This window comes from Providencia sp. (assembly GCF_052096715.1).
Classification (GTDB): Bacteria; Pseudomonadota; Gammaproteobacteria; order Enterobacterales; family Enterobacteriaceae; genus Providencia.
Genome location: NZ_JBQDNB010000006.1, coordinates 152262 through 178849, shown reverse-complemented (window position 1 = coordinate 178849; position 26588 = coordinate 152262). Strand labels below are relative to the sequence as shown.

Sequence of the window (26588 nt, the reverse complement as noted above, 5' to 3'; positions counted from 1 at the left end):
GTTATTCTTATTTAAATGAAAACAATTGAATGGAGGCTGTCCTAACTAACGAGTAATACTTAAAACACATAAATAAAAATTAAATATAACAACACACATAAATATAGGAAAAATTAATGAAACATTTTACTTTAGCTATCTCTACACTTATTTTTTGTTCTGTTGCTAATGCAACATATGTAGATTATCGTCATGAATGGTTAGGTGATGAACATCGCCACGAAGATAGAATTAAAATTGGGCATAGTTTACAAAATGGCACTTATTTTAGCCTTGAAGGTAAATGGAGAAGTAAAGATGGCGGCTTTATGGAAAATTTATCTTCAAAAGGTAATGAGGTTGAAGCGGGTTATAAATATAAAGTAACTAAAGATTTTGTATTAACACCTTCTTTTGCTTTAGATTCTGGTGAAAAAGATACCGCATATAAATTTAGTGTTAAAGCGGCTTATAACCTGACGGATGATTTTAATGTTGGAACACGTTTACGTTACGGTGTTAGACATTTTGATAATTCAAATAAACCAGCAAAGGATAATCAACATTATTGGCAAAGTAATTTTTATTTAGGTTATAAAATACAAGATATTTCTTTGAGTTATGATTTTGAATATAAATTTGATACAGATTACCCTGCCTATAAAGGTAAAGAAAAAGATTACGCACATAACTTAAATGTTTCGTGGATTGGTAATAAAACATGGGTGCCTTACTTCGAGTTAGGTTATGTCTCTTATGATGATGGTTCTTATGTGAAAGATGGAAAAACCTATCGTGATGCATGGCAAATGCGTTATCGCGTTGGCATTGCATATAATTTCTGATAGAAATAGGTCACTATAAAAGGGAATAAACATGAACAATAAAATTAAATACGGTCTTGCCCTTGCACTAATTTCGATAGGAAATATGGCGATTGCAACGACCACCGATAATAAAGCCTATAATTATACCGTTGCATTTATGCCTGATATTCATTTTCATGATGTTTATGGGCAATTTTCTGATGGTTCGTTTGATGGTTTGAAAAATAGTAAAAGCGGTCAAAATGCGGTTATTCGGTCGATGTACGCGCAGTTGACATCGACCCGTTTATTTAACGAAAACTATTTTGCACTACGTGCCGCCCTTGAAGATGCCGGCAGCAAAGGAATAAAGTTGATCGCATTACCGGGGGATTTTACGGATGATGGTCAGCCAATTCATTTACGTGGTTTAGTTAAAGTTTTACAAGAGTACGAACAAAAATATGGCATGCGCTTTTTTGCTACGCCAGGGAATCATGATCCTAACCGTCCATTTGATATGCCCGCAGGAAAAGAGGACTTTTTGGGTGTAGAGGGGAAAACTCAGCGTATCTTTAGTTTAGGTGCTAGCGAGTGTACGGGGTATCAAGGTAAAACAGCAGTTATTGATACAGGTGCTGAATTACCAACTATCTGTAGCGAAGAAATGGTTTATAGTGGCTATGGTAATGTAATGGATGCCATGAAATCTTTTGGCATCAATCCATTGCCAGCCGATATCTATTGGGAAACTCCTTATTCTGATTATGGCTCAAAAGGTTATAGTTATGACGCTGCTGTAAAAGCCAGTGATTTTAGCCAAAGACAGTATGAAATTTGTACACAAGGAACTGGTGGTGAATATAAGCAAGCAGGTTATGGTCCTTGCTTTAATGTCGCTGATAGCAGCTATCTTGTTGAACCTGTTCCCGGTCTTTGGTTGATGGCTGTTGATGCAAATGTGTATGTGCCTTCTGAAAAAGCAGATATTAATAACCCAAAAGCTGCCAAGAATTTTGCAGGTTCAGGAAACGCGGGTTACAACAAAATGCTAACGCATAAACAGCAAACTGTAGAGTGGATGACTTCAGTTGCAAAACGTGCAAAAGAGCAAAATAAAACGTTGATTACATTTAGCCATTTCCCAATGGTGGAGTTTGATAATGGTGCTGCGGATGACCTTGAAACTATTTTTGGTAAAGGTAAATTCCAATTAGAAAGGGCGCCAAAAGAAGATACCAGTCATGCAATGGCTAAAACCGGTATTGGCGTGCATGTTGGCGGTCACATGCATTTTAATGATACTGGTGTGCGAAAATATCCCGATGGTAGCTTATTGTTTAATATCCAAGCTCCATCAATGGCAGCGTATGTTCCGGCATATAAGATTCTGAATTTTAAAAATGCCAATGAAATCGATGTGCAAACTGTAATTATTGATAATGTGCCGCGTTTTGATGAATTATTCGAGCATTATCAACAAGAGTGGGATCATTTAAAACAAACCAATTCTCCACATCTTTGGAATAGCGATATTCTTAAAGCAGATAATTATTATGATTTTACTAACTGGCATATTACGGAATTAACACGTTTACGTTTTCTGCCAGAAGAGTGGCCATGTGAAATTCGCCAAATGTTATTTAGTATGAATGGCGAAGAGATGTTGATACTCAGCCAGTTAGAAAGCCAAAGTGCTTATAATGAAGTATTAACGGCACCGTTAAGTCAAAATCATGAAATATGTGCTAAAGGTGTGAACCCTGAGAACATCGATATCACGCAGGTTTATTTAAATAAAAATGCAGATGCATGGAAAAAGGCTAGCCAAAAAGCGGCATTAGTTGCTAATAAAGCCGGTTTTAAATTAAATGATTTTGCGAAATGGAATGGGTTCGACCTTGCAGTTGATTTTTACCGGTTACGTAATGCCGATGAGTTGGCGTTGCAGGATATTCCTGCGGAGCGATTGAACCAGTATCAGTTACTGACGGGAACATTATTAGCGTCATTACCGAGCTCAACGAATAAGATTAATGCAGATAGTACGTTTGAAAATATTTTTAAATTACGTTTTGGTAGTATTTTCACTGTAATAGATAAATATTTGCAAGGTAATCCTAGCCGTGATTTTTATATCAATGTTGAAACTGGTGAGATCACGCCGCTTAATTTGGGTAAAGTTAAGAAGTGATTAAAAATAAATAGCTTAACGCATTGATAAGTAAAATTAGATATGTAATTAAATCATCGGTTGCAATACGTAGCCGATGATTTTTTTTAGCCGTTTATTTATGATATTTTTAAAGTAGAATAGTCATTAAGCAATAAAATATTATCAAAATTTAATTTAAGGATTATTTTATGGAAACCCCTTTATTAAAGCGACCACAAATTGCTGATTGTGATGTGTTTTGAACGTGAATACATCACCATAGATAGCGTTCTTCTATGGTACTACTAAAGTTATTAAAAGGTTTGTTACCATGAATAAAAAGCATTGGTCGAAATACGAATTACTGCATGAAGTTGTACAAAATCCGAATATCCATATTAAAGGGCAACATAGCTATTATAGTGATTGCTGGGATGATGGTTTTGAACAATCAGTGGTTCGCTATTTGCAAGGTGACGAGCAAAGTCGAGATTGGCAACTTGCATGGGATGTCGATCAACTTTATATCGGCGACTATGTCTGTATTGGCAGTGAAGCGGTCATTTTAATGGGCGGCAATCATACCCATCGTATGGATTGGTTTTGTTTATATCCATTTTTAGAGCATATTGAAGAGGCTTACATTGGCAAGGGCGATACCGTGATTGGTGACGGCGCTTGGATTGGTATGCGCGCTTTTATTATGCCAGGTATTAAAATTGGCGAAGGTGCGGTTATTGCTGCCAATAGTGTGGTTGTTAAAGATGTCGAGCCATACAGTATTGTGGGGGGAAACCCTGCTAAGCCGATTAATTATCGTTTTTCTGCCGACGTTATTGGCGAATTATTGCAGCTCAAAATTTATGATTGGCCTGAAGCGAAGTTTACTGCGTTAAAACCGTTTATTTGTAGCTCAGATTTTATAGCATTAAAAACGGCCAGCCTTGAATATGATAAAAAACTCAATCTGTAAGTTGTTTTAGTTTATTTTTTAAAGGGTTATTTTTAATAACCCTGAGGTTGTTGACAAAGCGGGATAAAAACGTGGTTTTTCCCGCTTTGTGTTATCAGCCGAAAATCAATGAATTGATTTTCCTAATTTATTTTCAAAACCTATTAGACTTGCCGCCAAATAAAATATGTTCGACAGTAGTCTGAGGGTTATTTTTAATAACCGTAAATTATGCTTCTTCAGTACGAATAAAATTAACCAGCGTTGGTGATGCAATTCTTTGGTAATCTTCTGTATTTAAAATTACAGAGCGTTCTAATGTGCCAGCGTTGAAAGCGAGTTCATCAAAACGACCAAATAAATGCGGGTCTGCAATAAGCAACAAAGAAGGGTGGAAGCTAAACGGCGGTATTGCGCCGAAAACACATTGTGTTAACTCATCCACTTCTTTGGGGCTGGCTAATGACGCTCTTGTTCCACCGATTGCTATCGCGATCTTACTTAGGTCAGCCTGCTTATCTGCGGGTAAAACGGCTAGGACGTGCTGACGTATGCCATTACCTTTTACATGACAAACCAATCCTTTTGCACCTTGTCCTAGTTGTGTACCACGAATTTTAGCCACTTCTTCTGATTTGCCTGCTGTCGGGTGTTCCATCACACGATATCGAGCACTATTTTTATCGAGTAACTGAGTTAATTGCATAAAAATTGAATTTTCTGACACGACTATTTCCTTTGAAATCGACATCCTATAATTGGAATGATACCAATTTCAATTTGATATACAACTTGATAGAAAGTGATGGCAAAGGTTGAGTAAGTGAGACTTGAAAATTAAAAAGTAGAAAATAAAAATAATGACAATGAATTAGCAGGTATTTGCAAAATAAATGAATGCGGTAGATTGGTGTATACGTTCATTGAAATAGTAAAAATAAAACTCAAAGTGGGAAACATTAGCGTCATCCCACTGAGTCAATAAGCTTAGGCTACCAATATTAGGCAGCCGAGTGATTATTGATGGCGCTCTTTTAAGCGTTTAATAATTGCGCTTAAATCAAGATCTTGATCTTGTAATAAAACCATTAAGTGATACATCAAATCTGCGGCTTCATTAGTTAACTCTGCGCGGTCATTAACGGTAGCAGCCAATGCGGTTTCCACACCTTCTTCACCGACTTTTTGGGCGATACGTTTAGTTCCACTAGCGTAAAGACGGGCAGTGTAAGAGCTCTCAGGATCAGCCGTTTTACGCTCTTTGAGTATGTTTTCAAGCTCAAAGAGAAATCCCCAGTCACTTTGCGCTGGAGCGAAGCAGCTTTGGGTTCCATTGTGACAAGTTGGACCATCGGGTAGCGCCAACGCTAGCAATGTGTCGCTGTCACAATCGGCGACAATATCGACTAAATTGAGGAAATTATTCGAGGTTTCACCTTTTGTCCATAAGCGCTGCTTGCTTCTGGAAAAAAATGTCACTTTGCGACTGTCTAAGGTGACTTGTAGCGCTTCACGGGTCATATAGCCCAACATCAATACATCACCAGATGTTGCGTGTTGTACGACAACAGGCATCAATTCATCGACTTTTTGCCAAGCAAGTTGGCTGCATTGTTCTGTAGTTAACATACTCTAATTTGAACTCCATTTTCGGCTAGGTATTGTTTTAAGTCACCGATATTGATGATCTGTTTGTGGAAAACGGAAGCGGCTAAAGCGCCATCGACACCTGCATTGGTAAAGGCATCAAGGAAATGCACTTTTTCCCCTGCGCCCCCAGAGGCGATTAATGGTACTTGGCAAACTTCACGAACTTTTTTCAGTTGTACCAGATCATAACCTTGGCGTACACCGTCTTGGTTCATCATATTTAAAACAATTTCACCCGCGCCACGTTGTTGTGCTTCTTTTACCCAATCTAACGTTTTCCAACGGGTCTGTGCTGTGCGTTTTTCATCACCAGTGAATTGGTAAACGAGGTATTCGTTAGTGGCTTCATCAAACCAGGTGTCGATACCGACAACAATGCACTGCACGCCAAAGCGATCGGCTAAGCGAGTGATCAATGTGGGGTCAGAAAGCGCAGGAGAGTTGATAGAAATTTTATCTGCACCAAAGGAGAGAATTTGTGCGGCATCTTCAACACTTTTAATACCACCTGCAACACAGAATGGAATATCAATCACTTCTGACACTTTAGCGACCCAGCTTTTATCAACGACTCGGCCATCAGAGGATGCTGTAATATCATAAAATACTAGTTCATCCGCACCTTCCTTTGCATAACGCTGGGCAAGGGGAACGATATCACCAATGATTTCGTGATTACGAAACTGAACACCTTTGACGACTTGTCCATCGCGGACATCCAAACAAGGAATTATGCGTTTTGCCAACATTCGATTGCCTCCGCAACAGTAAATTTACCTTCAAGTAAGGCTCGCCCAACAATCACGCCTGCTGCACCCGATGGAGGGATGGCTGCGATATCAGCTAAATTACCAATACCACCTGAAGCTTGAATTTGGATATCTGGAAACTTTTGGCTAATTTCTTGGTATAAATCCACGTTAGAACCACTTAAAGTGCCATCTTTGGATATATCGGTACACAGGACATGTTTTAATCCATAAGGACGATATATTTCAATGGCGTCTTCAAGGGTTAAATTTGAGTTTTCCTGCCAGCCGCTAATCGCAATTTCTTTTATGCCCTTATCATTTATGCGGACATCCAGCGCCAAAACGATAGCTTCTCCGCCATAACGTTCAAACCATGTTTTGACCAGTTCGGGTTGAGTTACTGCGGTCGAACCAATGACGACACGTGTTGCTCCTGCGTTTAGTAATGCTTTTACGTCATCTTCAGTACGAATACCACCGCCGACTTGCACAGGTACGGAAACGCCGGCTAATAATTTTTTCAATAATGAAATTTGGCGTTTTTGCGGATCTTTAGCACCAGTTAAATCAACCAAATGCAGTAGTTTTGCGCCTTCTTTTTCATATTGCTGCAAGCGAGGCAGTGGGTCAGTGCCATAATCGGTTTGTTTGGCGTAATCCCCCTGATGCAATCGAACGACAGTGCCATCAATTAAATCTAATGCAGGTATGATCATGAAAATTACATCTCCAAAAAGTTTTGAATCAAGCGTGAGCCAGCGGCACCTGAACGTTCTGGGTGAAATTGCACACCGTAGAAATTATCTTGATTTACAGCACTGCTAAACGGGTTGCCATATAAGGTTTGCGCAATAGTATTCGCTGAAATAGGCATCGTATAACTGTGTACAAAATAAAAATACGCATCGTCATTGATGCCTTTAAACAAAGGATGGCCTGCTAATGCTTTTACTTGGTTCCAGCCGCTATGGGGGACGGGTAAGCCATTGGCATCCATTTTTTGTACTGGGCTATCAATTAAACCGAGTAACGGGATCTCCGTTTTTCCTTCTTCACTGACACTACCCATTAATTGCATCCCTAAGCAAATGCCTAAAACCGGTTGAGTGAGAGCTCTGATTAATGGAATTAATTCACGTTCAACGAGTTTTTCCATTGCGGCACTTGCAGTACCAACGCCCGGTAAAAAGACTTTATCGGCTTGTAAAATCGTGTTGGTATCACGGCTGACAATAGGATTGTAGCCTAAGCGTTTTACCGCATAAGCGACAGAGGCTAAATTGGCACAACCCGTATCAAGGATGACCACGTTCATTAAAGCACCCCTTTAGAGCTTGGTAAGGTATTCCCTTCAACACGGATAGCTTGGCGTAAGGTACGGCCAAACACTTTGAATAGGCTTTCTGCTTTGTGGTGATCGTTTTTACCCTTGGTTTTCAAGTGTAAGGTGCAGCCCATCGCATAAGAGAGTGAACTAAAGAAATGTTCAATCATTTCAGTGCTTAAATCACCCACACGTTGATATTTAAATTCGGCTTTATATTCGAGGTGTGGGCGACCTGAAATGTCTAATGCGCAGCGCGCTTGGCATTCATCCATAGGTAAGACAAAACCAAAGCGAGCGATACCACGTTTATCACCAAGCGCTACTCTTAATGCTTCACCTAAAGCAAGGCCCGTATCTTCTACACTGTGGTGGTCATCGATGAATAAGTCACCATTGACCTTAACATTTAAGCGAAAACCACCGTGGGTAGCGATTTGATCTAGCATGTGGTCAAAGAAGCCAACGCCAGTACTGATTTCGCTGCCACCTTCTTGATCTAACCATACTTCAACCACGATATTGGTTTCTTTCGTGGTACGCTCAACGCGTGCATAGCGGTTAGGTTTAGTCAGCTGATTCGCGATGGCTGTCCAATCAAGTTCGGCTGCATTATAACGTAGCCCTTTGATCCCCATATTTTTAGCAAGTTGAATATCTGTTTCGCGATCGCCAATCACATAACTATTTTCGGTATCTAAAATGGCTTCGGCTAAATATTTCTCAACAAGTTGCAGTTTAGGTTTGCGACACGCGCAATTATCCGCAGGTTTATGTGGGCAAATCAGCACTTCATCAAATTGAATACCTTGTGATTCAAAAACCTGCATCATTAAGTTATGAGGCGGCTCGAAGTCAGCAGTTGGAAAACTTTCAGTTCCTAGTCCGTCTTGATTGGTGATCATCACCAAGCGGTAATTGGCTTTTTGTAGCGCGAGTAAACTTGGAATAACTGCTTTTTCAAAGGCCAGTTTACTGAGGCTATCGACTTGAAAATCGGTAGGTGGCTCAGTAATTAATGTCCCATCACGGTCGATAAAAAGAATTTTCTGGTTCATGAGTTATTCCTAATTAACAAAGTGCTTCAATAGCTTCAATAACACGGACATTTTCTGTCTCTGTCCCGATAGTAATACGCAGGCAATTAACTAGCCCCGGTTGTTTACTTTGATCGCGTAAAATAATGCCTTTATCCCAAAGCGCTTTAAACACTTTCGCGCCATCGATAAAGCGCACCAGAATATAGTTGGTTTCGCTTGGATAGACTTTTTCAACGACTGGTAAATCGCGTAGGGCTTCAGATAGCGCGATTCGATTTTGTGAGATAATGGCTACGCGGCTTTTCATGGTATTGATACCATCACTATCTAAAGCTTTCGCTGCTATCATCGCTACAGGCGTTGATAATGGGTACGGGGCTATCACTTTGAGTAAGATCTCGATTACTTCTGGAGCGGCTAAGGTGAAGCCACAGCGTAAGCCTGCTAAGGCAAATGCTTTTGATAAAGTTCTTAAAATCACTAAATTTGGATAATTAGCTAACCAGCTAGTCACACTGTATTGAGGACAAAATTCGATATAAGCCTCATCTACAACCACTAAAGCGCGTCCTGCTGTCATTTCTAATACTTCGAGTAGCGCTTTATTATCGATGATATTGCCCGTCGGGTTATTTGGGCTACAAATATAAATTAATTTAGTATTGGGTAAATTTTCACGGATGGCATCCACATTTAAAGACCAATCGGGCAGCGCCATTATTTTCTTTTGCTCAACGCCAAATGTTTCTGCACTTACGCTGTACATGCCGTAGGTCGGGGGGCAATACATCATGGCATCTTTACCCGGCTCGCAAAATGCACGAATGAGTAATTCGATAGATTCATCGGCTCCACGGCAGACCAAAACTTGCTCTGGGGTTAAACCGCTGTAAGCCGCATAGTTCTGGATCACAGCAGCAGGTTGGCATTCTGGATAGCGGTTCAGATTACGCTCATTAAATTGAAAATCAGGCGCGGTTGGATATTCGTTAGCGTTGAGCCACACATCACCATTCCCCCCAAGACGGCGGGCCGACATGTATGGCGTCATGACTTTGACATTTTCGCGAGCAAGGCTGGCGGCATTAAAATTTTGGCTCATCACTTATTCCTTATTTTGTTTTTTTAGTTCGGTGACTCGTAAGGTAACGGCATTTTTGTGAGCCGTGAGTTGCTCCGCTTGTGCTAATGTTTCTATCGTTGTTGCTAACCCTAATAATCCTTGAGCTGAAAGTTTTTGTACTGTCATTCGCTTCATGAAATCAGCCAATCCAAGGCTTGAATAGGTTGAGGTATAACCATAAGTTGGCAGTACGTGGTTTGTGCCTGACGCATAATCTCCGGCGGATTCAGGCGACCAATCACCCACGAAAACTGACCCTGCATTAGTGATAGAATCGACTAAGTCATCAGCATTACGCGTTTGTAATATCAAATGTTCAGGACCATAACGATTGCTGATTTCAACACATTGCTCAATTGAATCCGCAATAATCACTCGACTAGCGCTAAGAGCTTCTCTGGCAATCGCAGCGCGAGAAAGCTGAGCTAATTGTTTTTCTGTTTCGTCGATAACACGTTGCGCGAAATTTTCATCATCGGTAAGTAATATCACTTGTGAATCAGGGCCATGTTCCGCTTGTGATAATAAATCCGATGCGGTAAAGGCTGGATTCGCTTGGCTATCTGCGATAACTAAGACCTCTGAAGGACCTGCTGGCATATCAATGGCAGCGCCGTCATGGCTTTGGCTAACTTGGCGTTTTGCTTCAGTCACATAAGCATTTCCTGGACCGAAAATTTTATCCACGGCTGGAATGCTTTGGGTTCCGAACGCCATTGCTGCAATTGCCTGCGCGCCACCCACTTGGAAAATTTCGGTGATGCCACACAATTTTGCAGCATATAAAATTTCATCGGCAATCGGTGGCGGCGAGCAAAGAATAATTTTACGGCATCCAGCAATATTGGCGGGTGTACCAAGCATCATAACGGTAGATAATAAGGGGGCAGAGCCACCGGGAATGTATAATCCAACAGAATCAATAGGACGAGTGACTTGTTGGCAAACGACTCCTGGTTGCGTTTCAACCGTAATTGGGGACGGTATTTGCGCTTCATGAAAACGGCGAATATTATTGATTGCCGTTTTCATGGCGACTTTAATTTCATCACCAAGGCGTGTTTGGGCTTCGTCAACGGCTTCTTGCGTCACACGAACAGTCGAAATATCTGTTTTATCAAAGCGTCGGCTAAGTTCTTGTAGGGCGATATCACCCTCTTTGCGTACTTGGTCAATTATCTGGCTAACTGCCGCACTGATGTTGCTTGATGCTGCAATAGCTGGGCGCATTAGTAGGGTGCTTTGCTGTTTTTCGCTGCAAGTTGACCAGCGGATTGGTTGATTGAATCCCAGTTCCATGGCGTGTTTACTCCATCATCTTTTCAATTGGTAACACAAGAATCGAGCTTGCGCCTAATGATTTGAGTTTTTCCATAGTTTCCCAGAACAAGGTTTCTGAGCTAACCATGTGCATAGCAACACGATTTTTGTCACCCGCCAGTGGTAAAATAGTTGGGCGTTCAGCACCAGGTAGTAAAGCAATGATGTCATCGAGTGTTTCACTTGGCGCGTGCAACATAATGTATTTAGATTCACGTGCTTGGATAACACCTTGAATACGTGTCATCATACGGTCGATAAGCTGTTGTTTATCTGCTGACATTTCACCATCACGCTGGATTAAGCAGGCTTTTGAACGATAAATCACTTCAACTTCTTTTAAACCATTTGCTTCAAGAGTCGCTCCTGTGGAAACAAGGTCACAGATAGCATCTGAAAGGCCTGCACGAGGTGCAACTTCCACTGAGCCGTTGAGTAGGCAAGATTTAAATTGAATTCCTTTTCCGTCAAAGTAACGTTTTAACAGGTGTGGATAAGAGGTAGCTACGCGAGAACCGTTTAAACATTCAGCTCCGGTATAGTTGAAATCTAATGGAGCGGCTAATGATAAGCGGCAAGCGCCAAAATCAAGACGGCGTAATGTTTTATACTGTGGGTTATCACCCTGTGCACGGCGGTTGAGTAATTCTTCTTCAAGTACGTTTTCACCGATAATACCGAGGTCAACAACACCATCCATGACTAAGCCTGGGATATCATCATCACGAACACGCAGTAAATCAATAGGCATATTTTCTGCATAAGCAATCAAACGTTGTTGTTGTAAATTGATTTTGATCCCGCAGCGTGACAATAACTCTCTTGATTCTTCGCTAAGACGGCCTGATTTTTGAATTGCAATTCTTAAACGTGTTTTATCCAACATAATTACACCCTAAATCCCTTAAATATCTTTTTGATTAATAATAAAAAAACCCTCGGAAGATTATCTTCCGAGGGTTTTCTATTTTCGCATTTCAGCCACCGGAAGAGTCGTTGATCGTCTTCCAGCACACATCGCCTAAAAGACTAATCAGGATGATGGTGATGATGGTGGTTGCGTGAAATACGAGTCATAATAGCTTCCGTTATATAATTAGTTAACTGCTTAAAAATTCAGTCGAGTTAAATACTCATTGGTATTCAACCTATCCGATTTTAGCCTATGAATGCAACTCTTTTTTTTAAAATAACCAATAATAGTTATATAAAGTACTTTTATAGTGATTAATCTCATAGAAAATAGGTTCGGAAGTTTAATGATTTTCAGCTAACCTAGTAAATAAACGTAGTGTCATTATTAGCCGATTTAGGGGCAACTAAATGAAAAAAGTAACGATAATTGGTTTAGGTTGGTTAGGTTTACCTTTGGCAAATGCATTATTAGCCCAAGGTGTTTGCGTTTCAGGAACCAAAACAACCTCAGATGGGGTTGATGCGGCGCGTGCTGTCGGTGTTGATTGTTATGCTTTAAAATTAACGCCTAACTTAGAATGTGATACTGAAGATTTAGAACAATTGATGGCACAAAGTGATGCTGTCGTTATTTTATTGCCCCCTTCTAAGGTGAATACTGCAACCTATATTGAGGCAATAGAACAGCTTGTTGATAGTGCAATTGCGTTTCATGTGCCCCGTATTATTTTTACCTCATCGACTTCCGTTTATGGAGATGTACAAGGGCTAATTGATGAAGATACACCACTTGAAGGCGAAACTGAGTCGGCAAAGGCATTAGTAGGTGTGGAGCAATGGTTGCATGATTTACCTCATATTTCTGTAGATATTTTGCGTTTAGCGGGGCTTGTGGGGGAAAATCGTCATGCAGGGCGTTTTTTAGCGGGTAAAAAAGGATTAAAAGGCGCAAACCAACCTGTGAACATCGTTCATCAAGATGATGTGATTGCGGCAATTTTGTTGTTGCTTCAGCAGCCGACAGGTGGACATATTTATAATCTTTGTGCGCCAGTTCATCCAAGTCGGTCTGATTTTTATTCCCAAGCAGCTCAGTCACTTGGATTAGAATCACCTGAATTTATTATGGAAGATAATGAGCCAGAAGGTAAGGTTATCAATGGTCATCGAATTTGCGAGGAACTGGGTTTTGAGTATCAATATCAAAACCCAAGCACGATGAATATGACGCTATAATTAATTACTTAATCGGTACCATGACAATTTTTTGGAATAGTGGGCGAGTGGTCAACTGCTGATACCAACGTTCCAAATTGTTGAAGGCAGGGCGCTCAGTGACAATTTCGTGCCACGGATAAAACAGTGGCGCGATAGCAATATCCGCAATACCAAATTTTTGGCCGCTGAAATAAGGTTGAGTAGCTAACGCATCATCTGCTATTTGTAATAAGCGATTAATGTTTGCATGAATGATTTTTGCTTGCTCAGGGTCTCTATCTGCCTCTGGGACGCGCACAATTTTATTCATCATCTGTTTGATATGATCAAATAAATTCACACCAGCCCAATCCATCCACTGATCAGCTGCTGCTTTTTCTTGTATATCCTGAGACAATAATAAGTGAGCGCGATCAAACTTTTCCGTAAGATAACGTAAAATTGCATTGGATTCCCACAGCGTAAAGCCATCATCCTGTAGAGTCGGAATAGTGCTGTTTGGATTCATTTTTTTATATTCAGGTGTCTCTAGTCCGCCAAATGGGCCACCTACATCTTTTTGATTATAAGCAATATTGAGCTCTTCTAAACACCAAAGTACTTTTTTGACGTTTGATGAGTTAGTGCGACCCCATACAGTTAACATGTCATTCTCCCTTAATTTTATTTTGTCATTTACCTTACCTAAGATAGATGAAATTCCATTATAGGAACAATCTTTATTTGTTGCTGATGGTCAGAGAATGCGGAAAGCTTTACTATTAGAAAGAAATTTATAATTGTTGGAATAATTTGATTTAGTAAGCTTATTTTATCGCAGCGAAGTTTTTATCGTTTAGTGATTTCCAGCAATAGTGTTTAACTGATTAAAATTCGTAAAGGAATAACCGATGAGTAGAGAAATATTGTCCCTTAAAACCCGTTATGCAAGGGTTGGGTTTGGTCTTTTAGTTGCTGTGAGTGGCAGTGTATATGCGGCTCAGGCTCCGGTTGCTCCACAAGTTGATGTAAAAGCGTTTGTATTGATGGACTACAATAGCGGTAAAATTTTAGCGTCTAGTAATCCTGATCAACGTTTAGATCCGGCAAGTTTGACGAAGATAATGACTAGTTACGTCATTGGTCAGGCGGTTAAAGCTGGGAAAATCACACCTCAAGATATGGTAACAGTAGGGGAAGATGCATGGGCGACGGGTAATCCTGTGCTAAAAGGTTCCTCTTTAATGTTTCTTAAGCCAAAAGACCGTGTTTCAGTACTTGATTTGAACAAAGGTATTGTTATTCAGTCGGGTAATGACGCGAGTATTGCACTGGCTGATTATGTTGCAGGTAGCCAAGATTCATTTGTGAGTTTGATGAATCAATATGTTCAGCAAATAGGATTGAAAAACACACACTTTAAAACAGTACATGGCCTTGATTCTGAAGGACAATACAGTACTGCACGTGATATGGCGTTGCTAACCCAAGCGATGATCCGTGATGTGCCAGACGAATATATCCTGCATAAAGAAAAAGAGTTTACCTTTAATAAAATTAAGCAACCAAATCGTAACCGTTTGTTATGGAACCAAAACTTAAATGTTGATGGTGTAAAAACAGGCCATACTAATGGGGCTGGTCACAATTTAGTGGCTTCGGCGACGGATGGACCGATGCGTTTGATTTCCGTTGTACTTGGCGCACCGAGTGACCGAGTTCGTTTTTCCGAAAGTGAAAAGTTACTGACATGGGGTTTTCGCTTCTTTGAAACAGTCACACCAATTAAAGCTGACGCCACACTAAAAACACAAAGAGTTTGGTTTGGTGATAAATCTGAAGTGGAACTTGGTGTTGAAAGTGATGTGTCCATCACTATTCCGAAAGGGCAGTTACAAAACCTTAAAGTTGATATCAAACTTAACAATGATTCTTTAGAGGCGCCATTGGCTAAAAACCAAGCGGTGGGAACAATTAATTTTATTTTAAATGATGAAATTGTTGAGCAGCATCCTTTAGTGGCTAAAGAAGCCGTTGAAGAAGCCGGTTTCTTCGGTCGTATGTGGGATTTTGTGATGAAAACGATTAGCGGCTGGTGGAGTGCTATTTTTGGGTAATGACCGATTTTGAGTATTAGCCCAATAAAGTGAATAAAAAATGCCTATAATATTGAAATGAATTCAAATTGTTATAGGCATTTTATTGTTAGATAACTGAATATCTTATTACTCGCAGAATGCTAACTTGATAGCTAAGCCACCTTGTGATGTTTCACGATATTTAGCATTAATATCTTTACCTGTTTCATACATGGTTTCGATAACTTTATCGAGGCAAACACGTGGGTCGCTGACACGACGTATCGCCATCCGTGCTGCATTCACCGCTTTAACCGCTGCAATTGCATTGCGTTCAATACAAGGCACTTGTACTTGCCCGCCAACAGGGTCACAGGTTAAACCTAGGTTATGTTCCATACCAATTTCTGCGGCAATACAAACTTGTTCAGGGCTTCCCCCCATCAATTCTGCAAGACCCGCAGCGGCCATTGAACAAGCGACGCCTACCTCGCCTTGACAGCCCACTTCAGCGCCTGAAATTGACGCATTCATTTTATATAATGAACCAATCACCCCAGTGACTAAAAAGTAACGCGTTAATGAATTTTCATTTACTGGACGAATAAATTTGTCGTAGTAAGCCAGTACGGCAGGAACAATTCCACAAGCGCCATTGGTTGGCGCAGTGACAACTCGCCCCCCTGCCGCATTCTCTTCATTGACGGCGAGAGCGTACATGTTGATCCAATCAATAACAGCCATTGGGTCGGTGTTAGTGCTATCGCTAGTTACTAATTGGCGACGCAAAGCAGCTGCGCGGCGAGGAACACGAAGAGGACCGGGTAGTAAACCTTCAGTCGTCACGCCACGCTCTATGCCTGCTTTCATTACATCCCAAACAGCAGATAAATATTGATGAATGTCGTCTTTACTATGCAATGCGAGCTCATTTTGCATCACAAGAGCTGATAGTGATAAACCCGTTTCTTTACAGTGTTTTTGTAGGTCAGCCGCATATTGGTAGGGATAGGGAACCTGTACGGCATTATCATCTGTTTTACCAAAGTGATCTTCATCTACAATAAAACCACCCCCTATAGAGTAGTAGTTCTTTGTATATAAAACGTTATCACCACTAAACGCGGTAATTGTCATCGCGTTTTCGTGTAACGGTAAGTTAGTTGAATGAAAATTCATTCCGCCGGAAATTGGAAAATCAACTTCATGTTGCCCTTGGGCGAGTTGAAGTTTACCGGTTTGTTCTACATTACGCATAAATGCAGGTATGGCATCAATATCAACGGTGTCAGGTAGGTTGCCAGCAAGGCCCATAATAATTGCCATATCCGTGGCATGACCTCGACCTGTTAAAGATAAAGAGCCATAAACATCGACAGCAACACGAGAAGTTTTTGTGAGTAAGTTTTGTTGAATTAAATCTTCTACAAATTGTTTGCCCGCTTTCATTGGGCCAACAGTATGGGAGCTTGAAGGGCCGATACCGATTTTGAAAATGTCAAATACGCTGATCATGGTACGTATTCCTATGCTGTGAATCTGTAGTTAAGTATCCCCGTGATACTTGAGTTACAGGGGCGGCTTAGCAAAGCTAGATAAGAAATGTGAGAATATTTGTGGCTTAGATTAGTTCTGCCTGCCGTGCCGGCCTACACTTCAATTATCTAATTGCTATTAGATGCTTAAGATGTAGGCGGCAGGTTTGGTTCAAATACTGCTAAATTCTTTAATTAGAAAAACAGTTTGTAAATCGCAGCTGAGATAGCCACACAACCCATAATGACGATAAATACATTACTAATTTTGCCTGCATATTTACGCATTGCAGGTATTTTATGGATAGCATACATCGGCATTAGGAACAGTAGGATTGCGATAACAGGGCCACCAAGGCTTTCGATGATATCAAGTACGCCAGGATTCAGTGTTGCCACTATCCATGTAGTCACGAGCATGAAGATTGCTGTGCCGCGGTTTAATTTACGGATATCAATGGTTTTACCTTTTGCACGATAAGCGCGTTCAACTAAGCCATTAAAACCTTCTCTAGCACCTAAATAATGGCCAAGGAATGATTTAATGATAGCGATGAATGCAATAATCGCAGCGGCAAATTTAATGAATGGTTGATCAAAGTAGCCTGACAAGTAGTCAAGAATACTAATGTTTTGTGCTTTTGCTTGTGCAAGGTCCGCTGAAGATAACGTAAATACGCAACTGATGACGAAGAACATGACTGTCATCACCATAAGTATGTGCGCAGAAGCAAGAATACGTGAGCTTTTTTGTTCAGCGTAATCACCGTATTCTTCACGTTTAGCTACAGAGAATGCAGAGATAATTGGTGAATGGTTAAATGCGAATACCATGACAGGGATTGTCAGCCAGATAGTGATCCAAATACTTTGGGCGCCCGTATGTTTAGCTGCTTCTGCAATACCTTCAAATGTCAGGGTATCAAGTACCGCGCCATTCCAATATGGGATCATATACAAAGAGAAGGCAACTAAAACAGCAATGAATGGGAAAACTAACATGCTCATGACTTTAACGATATATTTTTCGCCAAAGGACACGATAGCCATGATCCCACCAACTAAAATTAATGCTAATAACCAACGTGGTGGTGCGGTAACACCTAATAATTCAGTTAGGAATTTGTGCACGTTATTGGTAATTGATACACCATAAACAAGCAAAATAGGATAAATAGCGAAGAAGTAAAGTAAGGTAATCCAGTTACCAGCAGTACGGCCAAAGTGCTCTTCAACAACTTCAGTAATATCGCCGTCTGGTTTTGAGCCAGAAAGAACAAAACGGGTTAAACCACGGTGAGCAAAAAAAGTCATTGGGAAAGCTAAAACTAACATAACCAAAACAGGGATTAATCCACTCATACCGGCATTGATAGGCAGGAACAGTACACCAGCACCGATAGCTGTACCGTATAAACCAAGCATCCATACAGTATCCGTTTTACGCCAAGCGCGAGGATCTCCAGAAGCTTTTGTATCGATGGAACCAACTTTAGTTGTATCCATTATAGTCTCCAAAATAAAAGTCAAAAATAGTTTTTATGTCTAACGATGTATCATCGCAAGAATGTTTTAATCTTTTGGTTCGAACAATTAATCGCCAAATTAAAAGTAGATTTTTCTACATAACAATCTGATTGAAAATAAAACTGAAAAAGAAACTAAATTCATTTTCAATCAGTTTTGTAATTTTATCAGTAAAGTTTAAATCTGGTTTTTGAGGGTGTGAATCTACATTTTACCAGAATAAAATGCCGTGATCACTATCTCAAAAGAGAAATATACCCCATGTTTACAGACTTACATTATATTTTATAAAAATGTTAATGAAATTTAACTTATGTGTTTTTTTAAGACATTTTTATATTTAGTTAGCAGTTAGGAAATTGGATATTTATTAATAGAATTAAATTCTGTTTGAGAAATGTTCTTATATTAATGACTTTAGTTATAGTGTTTAAATTATCATCTATTTATATGGAAATACTTATTTTTACTTACCAAAAGCGATTAAATTTAATTTTAAATTAAAATTAACATATTGATTTAAAAGTAAAATAATAGTATTTAAATAATGATTTAGTGAGTGATTAATTAGTTCAGTACATTATGCTGTCATTAGTATATGTTAATTATTTACTCGTCTTGGGATAACAATAAAGATGACTTTCTTCGCGTCGAAAAAAATAATTAAAAAGAGTAACAAAATATTTGTTAATAAAATGTTTCAATAATTTATTTAATGAATTGATTTTTTTTCAGATGAAGAATAAAAAGAAAAGAAAAGTTTGATTTAGCGCAATATTAAAAACATTGAAAGTACTGGTAACAGATACCTACCAGTACCTTCAATTTAATCATTAAGGTTGGAACCAACCTTTACGTATTAATGTGCTAAATATTAGACGGTAGAGATTTGTCAGTGGTGCTTGGATTTTATAACCGCCAATTGACCAAACAATTTGAGCTAATCCGCAAGCAATAATAGCTAGAATAAACGCGCCAACCATATCAAGTGGCCAGTGAACACCTAAGTAGATCCTTGCCCACGCAATTACGATTGCAGGAATAAGCATGACGAGTCCGACCCATGTTCTTAGCCAAAATAAGAAGGCTAAAGCGAAAGTAAACACAATGGTACCGTGATTACTCGGAAAAGAAGGGGTTGAGTCATGAGCTAAGAAGTTAGTGCCAAATCCCATGACAAATGGACGATCATGGGGAGCGATAAAGCCGGCAATCCAAGAAACTACCAAGCCAATGACGATAGCAAAAGCGGCTTTACAAGCAAAAGCCCGCTGGCGAGTCATATTTTGTTGGGCACCCCAAAACCAGCAGGCGGCAGTAAAGAGTGGGAATATGAGGATTAAGCGTTTAGCGATAACCGTAGCGATGGCAATCGTGCCGCTTGCTGCCTCTGGTGTGGCATTGATCAGATTAAAAAGATCCAGATTTATTTGTTCTAGCACGGTTCAGTACCTCGGGCTATAAATAGATAGTAAGACATTGGTGTGATGTACAGTATAGGTGCGAAAGATTAAAGATTCTGACATGCTAGGTAAAGCACCTTTATCCTAATATTAGCAATTAATGGCAATACATTGATGTTTTGTTCAGGATCTACTCAATTAATATTTATTCAATATCCTCAATTTACAAGGAAAAGCCTGTGTGGTGGCAAAAATCAATACAATTAAGTGCAAAAGAGAGAGGATTTCATTTGATAACCGATGAAATTCTAGCTCAGCTATCTGAGCTCAAATCGGTCAACATTGGGCTTCTCCATATTTTTATTCAGCACACATCCGCATCGTTAACCATTAATGAAAATGCAGATCATACCGTTAGGCAAGATTTTGAGTGTTTTTTTAATCAAGCGGTGCCTGAAAATGAACCTTATTACAAACACGACTATGAAGGCAGCGATGATATGCCTGCTCACTTAAAAAGTAGTCTGTTAGGGGCTAGTTTGACAATTCCGATTACTCAAGGCCAGTTAAACATGGGAACTTGGCAAGGAATATACTTGTGTGAACATCGTAATTTTGGGGGGAAACGAAGGCTAATAGTTACGTTGCAAGGAGAGTAGAAGGGGAAATTTATTAATAGAAATAAAAAACCCGATAGCATTAAACATAGAGTTGGCTATCGGGCTCGTCAATATGGGGACATTAAAGAAAAGCAGTGGCATAAATTAGGACTCCATCTAAAAAGGAAAGTTCTCACCAAAGTGAAATAAAAATGAAATTAGTTATTGAAATAGGATAAATAGCACAAAAAGAACAAAAAAAGTCACCGTAGCTATCAAATAGCGAGTATGACTTTTTTTGTTGAGTAGAAAATTAAGCGATTAGTCGTGATAATTATTTGTACAGATCGAGATGTTCTTTTGCATAAGCTTCGAAATCTGTGTAGCCACCGATAGGTGTTTCATCGATGAAAATTTGCGGAACGGTTTCTACTGGTTTACCGACGCTTTTAGACAAGTCTTCTTTAGAAATACCTTCAGCTTGAATATCCACATAGCGGTAATCAAAATCTTCGCGCTCATTTTTGAGTTTTTCAGCCAGTTCTTTCGCACGAACACAATATGGGCAGCCAGGGCGACCAAAAATGACAGTGTACATAATATCTCCTTTGTATTTTGGACTCAGATTTTAATCGTAACGGCTAATACTATGCCTACATCAGTTAAGAAATAAAAGTCAAATTTTCCTTTCATACCGATAGGGATTACATATAATTCAAGAGTAAACTGAGGATTATTGAAAATAACGCCCTGTAAAGTCTAAAAAGGAGGGGAAATGAGTAAGAAGCCCCAAAATATGATGCGCTCGTTAGCTGACATGCCAAAACCCGTTATTGTGCTAGAGGCTGTGGGGATTATTTTGTTAATTATTGTTTTATTGGTGACCAATGATTATATCACTTTGCCTGAGCCGATGATGCAACAAGGGGCTATTGTGACTTTGATTATGGTTGGTGTTGGTTGTTTAATTCCGGCAATGATTAATATAATTTGGCGCGCTGTGCATGGATTAAGCTTTCTTGGCATTGATAATCAGTCATCTTCAAAGACTCATTTGAAAAATACAATGATAAATGATGAAAAAAAGGATGAAAACGGTAAGTAGTGCTCGTTTTGCTAGCGTTTAAAGGGGGGATGTGTGAAAATTATCCGCTTTTCTGTTGGCGCTTGCGGTATCATAGTTAACAGATAAATATTACATCAGTTTTTACTTTGAGTTGAAGAAGGTTATTTCCCATGGATTCTATTTGTTACCCAGACATCTCACAGCTTCGTGCATGGCTAGACGAGCTCAAAACGTCTTATTTTGAGTGTGATTCGTGTTCTGCGTTACATTTACCGCACATGCAAAATATCGAAGGTATATTTGATGCGAAGCTAGATATTTTAAATAATGTTCTTATTTTATCAGCTTTAGCGGAATTAAAACCTACTGCTATCATCACGTTAGTGGCTAATATTAGCCAAATTAACGCAAGTTCGCTGACGGCTAAAGTTTTTCTTGAAATTAACAACGAAAACCTACCAAAATTAGTTGTTAGCCAATCATTTTCTCTTGAGCCTGGTATGACTTACCGTCAATTTTGTCATTTCTTACAACAAGCAGAAGATCAAATTGCTGCGATTGTCTTTGAAATTTTCAGCAATAATCTGTTGTATTCAAACCATGATGAATTTGAAGAAGAAGATAATGGGGAAAATGAAAGCTTAGAACCTGATCTTGACGATAAACCTTCGGTTATCATTCACTAAGTGTGATTGTGTTATTTTTGATACGGCTTGTTTATGACCGCTTGTTTATAATGCTGCCATTTTGCTGAAAACTAAACCTTGTAAATTTTTGCACCTACAAATAATTTGCACCATTAATATTATACATTGTGAAAAATATGTACTGTGAAAAATACATGGCAAGAGAATGTCGTTCATGCCAATGGCTTGAGTTATCGCCGGAACAACAAATTTCCCAAAAACAAGATAATCTGCAGAATTTACTGCCGTACCTCGAGCCATCTATTTTTCTACCTCCAATTGTAGGCTTACAAGAACGATTTCGTAATAAAGCTAAAATGGTGGTGAGTGGTAGTGTTGAAAAACCAATTTTAGGTATTGTTAATCGAGAAGGTAAGGCGGTAAGTTTAATTGACTGCCCTTTGTATCCGAAAGAATTCACGGCTATTTTTTCATTGCTCACGTCTTTTATTCTTCGTGCGGGTTTGACGCCCTATAATATTGAGCGTAAGCGTGGAGAATTAAAATATCTTCTTCTTACGCAAAGTTGGCATACTGGTCAATTTATGTTGCGTTTTGTTTTACGGTCAGAAAAAAAATTAGCCCAACTTAAAAATGCGTTGCCTTGGTTGCAGGAACAACTCCCTGAATTATCGGTGATCACCGTTAATGTTCAACCTGTTCATATGGCGATACTGGAAGGTGAGCAAGAAATTATGCTCACCGAACAACATGTTCTACGTGAAGAATTCAATCAAGTTCCATTGTTTATTCGCCCACAAAGTTTTTTCCAAACCAATCCTGTTGTTGCTGCAAAGCTTTATCAAACGGCAAGAGAGTGGGTTAGGGAATTAAAAATTACCAGCTTATGGGATCTATTTTGTGGTGTGGGCGGTTTTGGTCTGCATTGTGCAGACAAGGAAACTAAATTAACAGGGATTGAAATTAGTGCGCCAGCCATTGCTTGTGCGCGCCAATCAGCTGCTGAATTAGGTTTACAACATGTTGAATTTCAGGCGCTTGATTCGACTAATTTTGCGACGAATCGTCAAGATATCCCACAATTAGTTTTAGTTAATCCCCCAAGGCGAGGGATTGGTAAAGCGTTATGTGATTATCTATCCCATATGCAGCCTGAATATATTCTTTATTCAAGCTGCAATCCACAAACGATGGCTCAAGATCTCGAACATCTTACGGGCTATCAGGTATGTAAAGTACAATTATTTGATATGTTTCCACACACGGCACATTATGAAGTGCTGACGTTATTAAAAAAAATAAATTAACCAATAGTCTAAAGACTATTGGCTATTAATAAAAAATCATATGGCAGTTTCTAGCGGAATTCTAATTTTAGTCATTGTGTTTTTTGTTGTATGAATAAAGCTATCGGCTGGGTTTTTATTATAACTTTTCTTTAAAATATTTTTTAATTTTATTACTTTTTTGCTAAAAGTATTTTTTTCTAATTCATAATTGCTATTAATTAATAGTGCGTTAGTTTTAACACTAATTTTAGCTATATTTTTATTGATTATTGTTACCATTCTATCAATATTCATGTCTTTAGACGTGATTTTTATATTGTGATTGAACCCATAAATTACACCTTTAATTATGTTTTTTTCTAGGTCATGGCGGGTTAATTGTAGTTTATAATTTTCTGATAAATCTAATTTTGCTTTATCTTTGATTAATGTTTTTTTTATGTGATGTTGAACATCTTTAAGGTTTACTTTTGAAGGTGTTATTCGATTATTACTTCCTGATTTTGATTCTATTTCTTGTACATATACGACTGGCTCATCTAGGTCATTTTTATAAGCCTTACCTTCCTTATTAAAGTTATTTAAAACTCTCTCAAGAATCTTAATAAATTTTCCCTCATCATTAGTAGTGATAATTCCTTCATTAGGTTCAAAGAAATTATATATTGGCTTATTATATTTATCAAAATTTACAGATATTGCCATGCAGTGTTCTTTAACTTCAAATAAACAATAGTATTTTTTATTGTTACTTATCTTTCTTTCTATGTTTTCTTTTATTTTTGATATGGATATACACTCACCAGTATAAGAATTATTATTTTTATGATTAATTGGTTTAGTATCATCATTTATCAGTCCAGCATTTAGTTTCTTAGATGCCATTTTCAAATCAATGTATTGAGCGATAGCTTGATAAGCTATTTTTAAAAAACATTTTATTTCATCATTTGTTAGTATTTTATTTTTTTTATTTTATTTTGAATTTCATTTTCGACTCTAATTTCAGGTAAGTGATTGAATTGTGAACTTCTTGATGATTCAATATATTCACCATATTTAGTAGATTTAGGGTTAGTCACACTGTCGAAGAAAAAATAAATATAATCGATTACTTCACTTTCATCAATTAAATGAATAGGGTTATTATAAGTATCTTTTATTTTGTTTTCTGTTATTATTTTTTTGATGAAATCAAAATTAGATTGATTTTTAGTTCTTATAGGTAAATTAAATTTATTCACATCTTCATACATTTCGTTGAAATAGTAAGATTTATCATAATCACTTTGATTATTTATACTTGTTGATATTAACTGGTCAAAATTAGCGTTACTAAATAATTTTATAGAATCTAGATAGTATTTTCTAAAAGTGTTTTTATTTTCATTTATACTATTTATGCAATTAAAAGAACCATTTATTTCATTGATATAATCTTTACCCTTGTTATTGTTTTCATACATAATAAAAGCATTTGATAATCCATGGCAAATGCCACGGGTTATGATACTTATATTGGCTATATTTGTGATTTTATGTGAAAACCGATGCGGAATTTCCTTTGCGATATAATTAATAACAGGGGCCTGACGAAAAGGTATATTGTACTTTAATATATTATTCATAATAATTATTCTCGGGATATATAATAATTATCTAATGTTACTTATAATCAATAAGTAATCTTTCAAAAAACAATGAAGTCATTCAAAATGAAAATTATTAATTTAATTTAGAGTTAAAGTTATATAAAATAAAAAAGCTCAGTTTTTACACCAAGCTTTCTGTTAATTTAATATACTATGTTAGCGGCTAATTGCGCTGTTCAAAGGCGAGGGCTTTGCGTTCAATAATACGCATTACAATAGTTAAGAGTGCATTCACCACCAGATAAATAATACCAGCGGCAACAAAAGCGGTGACATCCCACGTTTGACCAAATACTTGGCTACTGTAGCCCATGATATCAAGCATGGTGATCGTACTGGCTAATGACGTGCTCTTGAATATCAGTACCACTTCATTTGAATAGGATGATAGCGAACGCTTAAATGCATAAGGTAGGATAATACGCATTGTTTGCAGTTTACTCATCCCTAGAGCTTGGCAAGATTGCCATTGTCCTGAAGGGATAGCTTTAACCGCACCATGAAACAGTAATGTGGAATAAGCTGCACTGTTTAAGGCAAGTGCAACCATCGCACAAACCCAAGGGGTTGAAATAAAGTCCCATAACATTGGGTAATTCTGCAAAGATTTAAATTGGCTTGGGCCATTATAAATTAAGAAGAATTGAACCAGTAACGGTGTTCCCGTAAATAAGGTGATATACACTTTAACAGCTTGGGAAACAACGGGTGTTTTAAGGGATAAAATTAATGTGAACAGTATTGCCAATAAAAATGCGACAAATAGCGCACTAAATGTTAGTGATAAACTCGTCGGCAATCCCGGTAGAATTTTAATAATCAAATCTATCATTTCGATTCACTCCGCTCAAAACGAGTTGTGCGCAGTTCAATACGTTTTAGGACTAACTGGCTAACAATAGTAATTGCAAGATAAATAAGCCCAACAATCGCATACCAAGTAAAAGGTTCATTGGTACGATTAACGATAGTTTTGGTTTGTAACATTAAATCGTTAACACTAATCAGTGAAACTAAAGCGGTATCTTTAAGCAATACAAGCCATTGGTTACCAAGCCCCGGAAGGGCATGACGCCACATTTGCGGCATAATAAAGCGGAAAAATATGGTGCGTTTATTGAGACCAAGTGCAAGCCCCGCTTCCCATTGACCATAAGGAACTGCTTTTAAAGCCCCCCTTAGCGTTTGTGAAGCATATGACGCATATAGCAAGGCTAGAGCAATAACGCCACAAGCAAATGGGGTATAGTCGAAGTTACCACTATCAGCAAAGAAAATACTGGGATCAACTTGCAGAGTTGTTTGCCAAAAGCCGAGGTTAATCGCGATGCCATCGCCTAATAGGTTGATTAGCTGTAAGGTACCGAAATACACAAATAGCACGACTAATAATTCAGGTAAACCACGGATCAATGTGACTGTACAAGTGCCTAAAAATGCAACAGGCTTAAATCGTACAGATTCCCATGCAGTAAATAGCATAGCTAGGATTAATCCAAGTACCAAGGCAGAAACAGCAAGGCCGACGGTTATTCCGGCGGCGCTTGTTAAAAATAGAAAGTTGCTCATTAATAATTAT

Annotated in this window: 27 protein-coding genes and 1 other annotated feature; of the genes, 9 read left to right on the top strand and 18 right to left on the bottom strand. The window is 38.5% G+C overall.

The window, feature by feature from the left end:
• Window positions 1-116: 116 nt before the first annotated feature.
• The 3 genes from ACTH6U_RS07465 to ACTH6U_RS07455 all read left to right on the top strand — a co-directional run bounded on the left by ACTH6U_RS07465 (window position 117) and on the right by ACTH6U_RS07455 (window position 3913).
• On the top strand, window positions 117-824 hold the full coding sequence (locus ACTH6U_RS07465) for an oligogalacturonate-specific porin KdgM family protein (protein WP_441831925.1): 708 nt from the start codon (window positions 117-119) through the stop codon (window positions 822-824).
• Between the two features lie 31 nt (window positions 825-855).
• Entirely contained in the window at window positions 856-2979 is a 2124-nt protein-coding gene (locus tag ACTH6U_RS07460) for a metallophosphoesterase family protein (RefSeq protein ID WP_441831924.1), read from the top strand.
• Window positions 2980-3271: 292 nt separating this feature from the next.
• The gene (locus ACTH6U_RS07455) at window positions 3272-3913 is read left to right on the top strand and encodes a CatB-related O-acetyltransferase (protein WP_294101247.1); all 642 of its coding nucleotides are present in this window, start codon (window positions 3272-3274) and stop codon (window positions 3911-3913) included.
• 208 nt (window positions 3914-4121) lie between these two features.
• Here the strand turns inward: ACTH6U_RS07455 and ACTH6U_RS07450 are convergent, their stop codons facing one another.
• The 9 genes from ACTH6U_RS07450 to hisG form a co-directional block, all read right to left on the bottom strand.
• Entirely contained in the window at window positions 4122-4598 is a 477-nt protein-coding gene (locus ACTH6U_RS07450) for a YbaK/prolyl-tRNA synthetase associated domain-containing protein (protein ID WP_434720246.1), read from the bottom strand.
• A 311-nt stretch (window positions 4599-4909) separates the two neighbouring features.
• Window positions 4910-5521: a bifunctional phosphoribosyl-AMP cyclohydrolase/phosphoribosyl-ATP diphosphatase HisIE gene (gene hisIE / locus ACTH6U_RS07445; protein WP_441829716.1), complete on the bottom strand. Its 612-nt coding sequence runs from the start codon at window positions 5519-5521 to the stop codon at window positions 4910-4912.
• Window positions 5515-6291 (bottom strand): imidazole glycerol phosphate synthase subunit HisF, encoded by a 777-nt coding sequence (hisF, locus tag ACTH6U_RS07440; protein WP_294101240.1) that lies wholly within the window; start codon window positions 6289-6291, stop codon window positions 5515-5517. Before hisF ends, hisIE begins: the two co-directional genes overlap by 7 nt.
• Window positions 6273-7010 carry a 1-(5-phosphoribosyl)-5-[(5-phosphoribosylamino)methylideneamino]imidazole-4-carboxamide isomerase gene (hisA, locus tag ACTH6U_RS07435; protein WP_434720074.1) on the bottom strand — a complete coding sequence of 246 codons (738 nt, stop codon included), beginning with the start codon at window positions 7008-7010 and terminating at the stop codon, window positions 6273-6275. Before hisA ends, hisF begins: the two co-directional genes overlap by 19 nt.
• 5 nt (window positions 7011-7015) lie before the next feature.
• Complete coding sequence (hisH, locus tag ACTH6U_RS07430) at window positions 7016-7609, bottom strand: imidazole glycerol phosphate synthase subunit HisH (RefSeq protein WP_441831923.1); 594 nt, start codon at window positions 7607-7609, stop codon at window positions 7016-7018.
• The gene (hisB, locus tag ACTH6U_RS07425) at window positions 7609-8676 is read right to left on the bottom strand and encodes a bifunctional histidinol-phosphatase/imidazoleglycerol-phosphate dehydratase HisB (RefSeq protein ID WP_294101232.1); all 1068 of its coding nucleotides are present in this window, start codon (window positions 8674-8676) and stop codon (window positions 7609-7611) included. The genes hisH and hisB overlap by 1 nt, the downstream gene beginning before the upstream one ends.
• 13 nt (window positions 8677-8689) lie before the next feature.
• Complete coding sequence (hisC, locus tag ACTH6U_RS07420) at window positions 8690-9760, bottom strand: histidinol-phosphate transaminase (protein WP_441831922.1); 1071 nt, start codon at window positions 9758-9760, stop codon at window positions 8690-8692.
• Between the two features lie 3 nt (window positions 9761-9763).
• Window positions 9764-11080, bottom strand: a complete 1317-nt coding sequence (gene hisD / locus ACTH6U_RS07415) for a histidinol dehydrogenase (protein WP_434720071.1) — start codon at window positions 11078-11080, stop codon at window positions 9764-9766.
• A 7-nt stretch (window positions 11081-11087) separates the two neighbouring features.
• Window positions 11088-11987 carry an ATP phosphoribosyltransferase gene (hisG, locus tag ACTH6U_RS07410; protein ID WP_294101224.1) on the bottom strand — a complete coding sequence of 300 codons (900 nt, stop codon included), beginning with the start codon at window positions 11985-11987 and terminating at the stop codon, window positions 11088-11090.
• 40 nt (window positions 11988-12027) lie between these two features.
• Window positions 12028-12155 (bottom strand) — a sequence feature (His leader region).
• Window positions 12156-12424: 269 nt separating this feature from the next.
• On the opposite strand from hisG, the gene ACTH6U_RS07405 reads away from it, so the two are divergent.
• Window positions 12425-13252 (top strand): SDR family oxidoreductase, encoded by an 828-nt coding sequence (locus ACTH6U_RS07405; protein ID WP_441831921.1) that lies wholly within the window; start codon window positions 12425-12427, stop codon window positions 13250-13252.
• A 4-nt stretch (window positions 13253-13256) separates the two neighbouring features.
• Here ACTH6U_RS07405 and ACTH6U_RS07400 read toward each other — a convergent pair whose 3' ends face one another.
• On the bottom strand, window positions 13257-13880 hold the full coding sequence (locus ACTH6U_RS07400; RefSeq protein WP_294101219.1) for a glutathione S-transferase family protein: 624 nt from the start codon (window positions 13878-13880) through the stop codon (window positions 13257-13259).
• Between the two features lie 244 nt (window positions 13881-14124).
• Between ACTH6U_RS07400 and ACTH6U_RS07395 the strand changes: the two genes are divergently transcribed.
• Window positions 14125-15330, top strand: coding sequence for a serine hydrolase (locus tag ACTH6U_RS07395; protein WP_294101216.1), 1206 nt, complete (start codon window positions 14125-14127; stop codon window positions 15328-15330).
• A gap of 108 nt (window positions 15331-15438) precedes the next feature.
• Here ACTH6U_RS07395 and ACTH6U_RS07390 read toward each other — a convergent pair whose 3' ends face one another.
• From ACTH6U_RS07390 to ybjG, 3 genes are all read right to left on the bottom strand, one after another.
• Window positions 15439-16806, bottom strand: coding sequence for an L-serine ammonia-lyase (locus ACTH6U_RS07390; RefSeq protein WP_434720068.1), 1368 nt, complete (start codon window positions 16804-16806; stop codon window positions 15439-15441).
• Window positions 16807-17021: 215 nt separating this feature from the next.
• Entirely contained in the window at window positions 17022-18332 is a 1311-nt protein-coding gene (locus tag ACTH6U_RS07385) for a serine/threonine transporter (RefSeq protein WP_294101208.1), read from the bottom strand.
• Window positions 18333-19186: 854 nt separating this feature from the next.
• The gene (gene ybjG / locus ACTH6U_RS07380) at window positions 19187-19795 is read right to left on the bottom strand and encodes an undecaprenyl-diphosphate phosphatase (protein WP_294101324.1); all 609 of its coding nucleotides are present in this window, start codon (window positions 19793-19795) and stop codon (window positions 19187-19189) included.
• Between the two features lie 200 nt (window positions 19796-19995).
• Between ybjG and ACTH6U_RS07375 the strand changes: the two genes are divergently transcribed.
• A complete protein-coding gene (locus ACTH6U_RS07375; protein WP_294101205.1) occupies window positions 19996-20415 on the top strand; it encodes a secondary thiamine-phosphate synthase enzyme YjbQ in 420 nt (139 codons plus the stop codon).
• 274 nt (window positions 20416-20689) lie between these two features.
• On the opposite strand, the gene ACTH6U_RS07370 is transcribed toward ACTH6U_RS07375, so the two are convergent.
• On the bottom strand, window positions 20690-20953 hold the full coding sequence (locus ACTH6U_RS07370) for a GrxA family glutaredoxin (RefSeq protein WP_294101202.1): 264 nt from the start codon (window positions 20951-20953) through the stop codon (window positions 20690-20692).
• A gap of 177 nt (window positions 20954-21130) precedes the next feature.
• Between ACTH6U_RS07370 and ACTH6U_RS07365 the strand changes: the two genes are divergently transcribed.
• The 3 genes from ACTH6U_RS07365 (at window position 21131) to rlmC (ending at window position 23375) form a co-directional block, all read left to right on the top strand.
• Window positions 21131-21460: a YbjC family protein gene (locus ACTH6U_RS07365; RefSeq protein WP_294101199.1), complete on the top strand. Its 330-nt coding sequence runs from the start codon at window positions 21131-21133 to the stop codon at window positions 21458-21460.
• 131 nt (window positions 21461-21591) lie between these two features.
• A complete protein-coding gene (locus tag ACTH6U_RS07360; protein ID WP_294101189.1) occupies window positions 21592-22107 on the top strand; it encodes a YbjN domain-containing protein in 516 nt (171 codons plus the stop codon).
• Window positions 22108-22244: 137 nt separating this feature from the next.
• On the top strand, window positions 22245-23375 hold the full coding sequence (gene rlmC, locus ACTH6U_RS07355; protein ID WP_441831920.1) for a 23S rRNA (uracil(747)-C(5))-methyltransferase RlmC: 1131 nt from the start codon (window positions 22245-22247) through the stop codon (window positions 23373-23375).
• Between the two features lie 36 nt (window positions 23376-23411).
• Here the strand turns inward: rlmC and ACTH6U_RS07350 are convergent, their stop codons facing one another.
• The 4 genes from ACTH6U_RS07350 to artQ form a co-directional block, all read right to left on the bottom strand.
• Window positions 23412-24242, bottom strand: a complete 831-nt coding sequence (locus tag ACTH6U_RS07350) for a hypothetical protein (protein ID WP_441831919.1) — start codon at window positions 24240-24242, stop codon at window positions 23412-23414.
• Window positions 24243-24310: 68 nt separating this feature from the next.
• Window positions 24311-24985, bottom strand: a complete 675-nt coding sequence (locus tag ACTH6U_RS07345; RefSeq protein ID WP_441831918.1) for a hypothetical protein — start codon at window positions 24983-24985, stop codon at window positions 24311-24313.
• 187 nt (window positions 24986-25172) lie between these two features.
• Complete coding sequence (gene artM, locus ACTH6U_RS07340; protein ID WP_294101182.1) at window positions 25173-25841, bottom strand: arginine ABC transporter permease ArtM; 669 nt, start codon at window positions 25839-25841, stop codon at window positions 25173-25175.
• Window positions 25838-26578, bottom strand: a complete 741-nt coding sequence (artQ, locus tag ACTH6U_RS07335; RefSeq protein WP_336428523.1) for an arginine ABC transporter permease ArtQ — start codon at window positions 26576-26578, stop codon at window positions 25838-25840. Before artQ ends, artM begins: the two co-directional genes overlap by 4 nt.
• Window positions 26579-26588 lie beyond the last annotated feature (10 nt).

Bases quoted from the DNA above. Each gene is read 5' to 3' on its own strand.
- ACTH6U_RS07460 (WP_441831924.1), top strand. From the start codon at position 856: ATGAACAATAAAATTAAATACGGTCTTGCCCTTGCACTAATTTCGATA.
- hisF (WP_294101240.1), bottom strand. From the start codon at position 6,291: ATGTTGGCAAAACGCATAATTCCTTGTTTGGATGTCCGCGATGGACAA.
- hisIE (WP_441829716.1), bottom strand. From the start codon at position 5,521: ATGTTAACTACAGAACAATGCAGCCAACTTGCTTGGCAAAAAGTCGAT.
- hisB (WP_294101232.1), bottom strand. From the start codon at position 8,676: ATGAACCAGAAAATTCTTTTTATCGACCGTGATGGGACATTAATTACT.
- ACTH6U_RS07455 (WP_294101247.1), top strand. From the start codon at position 3,272: ATGAATAAAAAGCATTGGTCGAAATACGAATTACTGCATGAAGTTGTA.
- ACTH6U_RS07395 (WP_294101216.1), top strand. From the start codon at position 14,125: ATGAGTAGAGAAATATTGTCCCTTAAAACCCGTTATGCAAGGGTTGGG.
- ACTH6U_RS07360 (WP_294101189.1), top strand. From the start codon at position 21,592: ATGGATTCTATTTGTTACCCAGACATCTCACAGCTTCGTGCATGGCTA.
- rlmC (WP_441831920.1), top strand. From the start codon at position 22,245: ATGTACTGTGAAAAATACATGGCAAGAGAATGTCGTTCATGCCAATGG.
- artM (WP_294101182.1), bottom strand. From the start codon at position 25,841: ATGATAGATTTGATTATTAAAATTCTACCGGGATTGCCGACGAGTTTA.
- ACTH6U_RS07450 (WP_434720246.1), bottom strand. From the start codon at position 4,598: ATGCAATTAACTCAGTTACTCGATAAAAATAGTGCTCGATATCGTGTG.
- hisH (WP_441831923.1), bottom strand. From the start codon at position 7,609: ATGAACGTGGTCATCCTTGATACGGGTTGTGCCAATTTAGCCTCTGTC.
- ACTH6U_RS07370 (WP_294101202.1), bottom strand. From the start codon at position 20,953: ATGTACACTGTCATTTTTGGTCGCCCTGGCTGCCCATATTGTGTTCGT.
- ACTH6U_RS07345 (WP_441831918.1), bottom strand. From the start codon at position 24,985: ATGAATAATATATTAAAGTACAATATACCTTTTCGTCAGGCCCCTGTT.
- ACTH6U_RS07385 (WP_294101208.1), bottom strand. From the start codon at position 18,332: ATGGATACAACTAAAGTTGGTTCCATCGATACAAAAGCTTCTGGAGAT.
- ACTH6U_RS07350 (WP_441831919.1), bottom strand. From the start codon at position 24,242: ATGGCATCTAAGAAACTAAATGCTGGACTGATAAATGATGATACTAAA.
- ACTH6U_RS07405 (WP_441831921.1), top strand. From the start codon at position 12,425: ATGAAAAAAGTAACGATAATTGGTTTAGGTTGGTTAGGTTTACCTTTG.
- ACTH6U_RS07365 (WP_294101199.1), top strand. From the start codon at position 21,131: ATGAGTAAGAAGCCCCAAAATATGATGCGCTCGTTAGCTGACATGCCA.
- hisG (WP_294101224.1), bottom strand. From the start codon at position 11,987: ATGTTGGATAAAACACGTTTAAGAATTGCAATTCAAAAATCAGGCCGT.
- hisA (WP_434720074.1), bottom strand. From the start codon at position 7,010: ATGATCATACCTGCATTAGATTTAATTGATGGCACTGTCGTTCGATTG.
- ACTH6U_RS07465 (WP_441831925.1), top strand. From the start codon at position 117: ATGAAACATTTTACTTTAGCTATCTCTACACTTATTTTTTGTTCTGTT.
- artQ (WP_336428523.1), bottom strand. From the start codon at position 26,578: ATGAGCAACTTTCTATTTTTAACAAGCGCCGCCGGAATAACCGTCGGC.
- ACTH6U_RS07390 (WP_434720068.1), bottom strand. From the start codon at position 16,806: ATGATCAGCGTATTTGACATTTTCAAAATCGGTATCGGCCCTTCAAGC.
- ACTH6U_RS07400 (WP_294101219.1), bottom strand. From the start codon at position 13,880: ATGTTAACTGTATGGGGTCGCACTAACTCATCAAACGTCAAAAAAGTA.
- hisD (WP_434720071.1), bottom strand. From the start codon at position 11,080: ATGGAACTGGGATTCAATCAACCAATCCGCTGGTCAACTTGCAGCGAA.
- hisC (WP_441831922.1), bottom strand. From the start codon at position 9,760: ATGAGCCAAAATTTTAATGCCGCCAGCCTTGCTCGCGAAAATGTCAAA.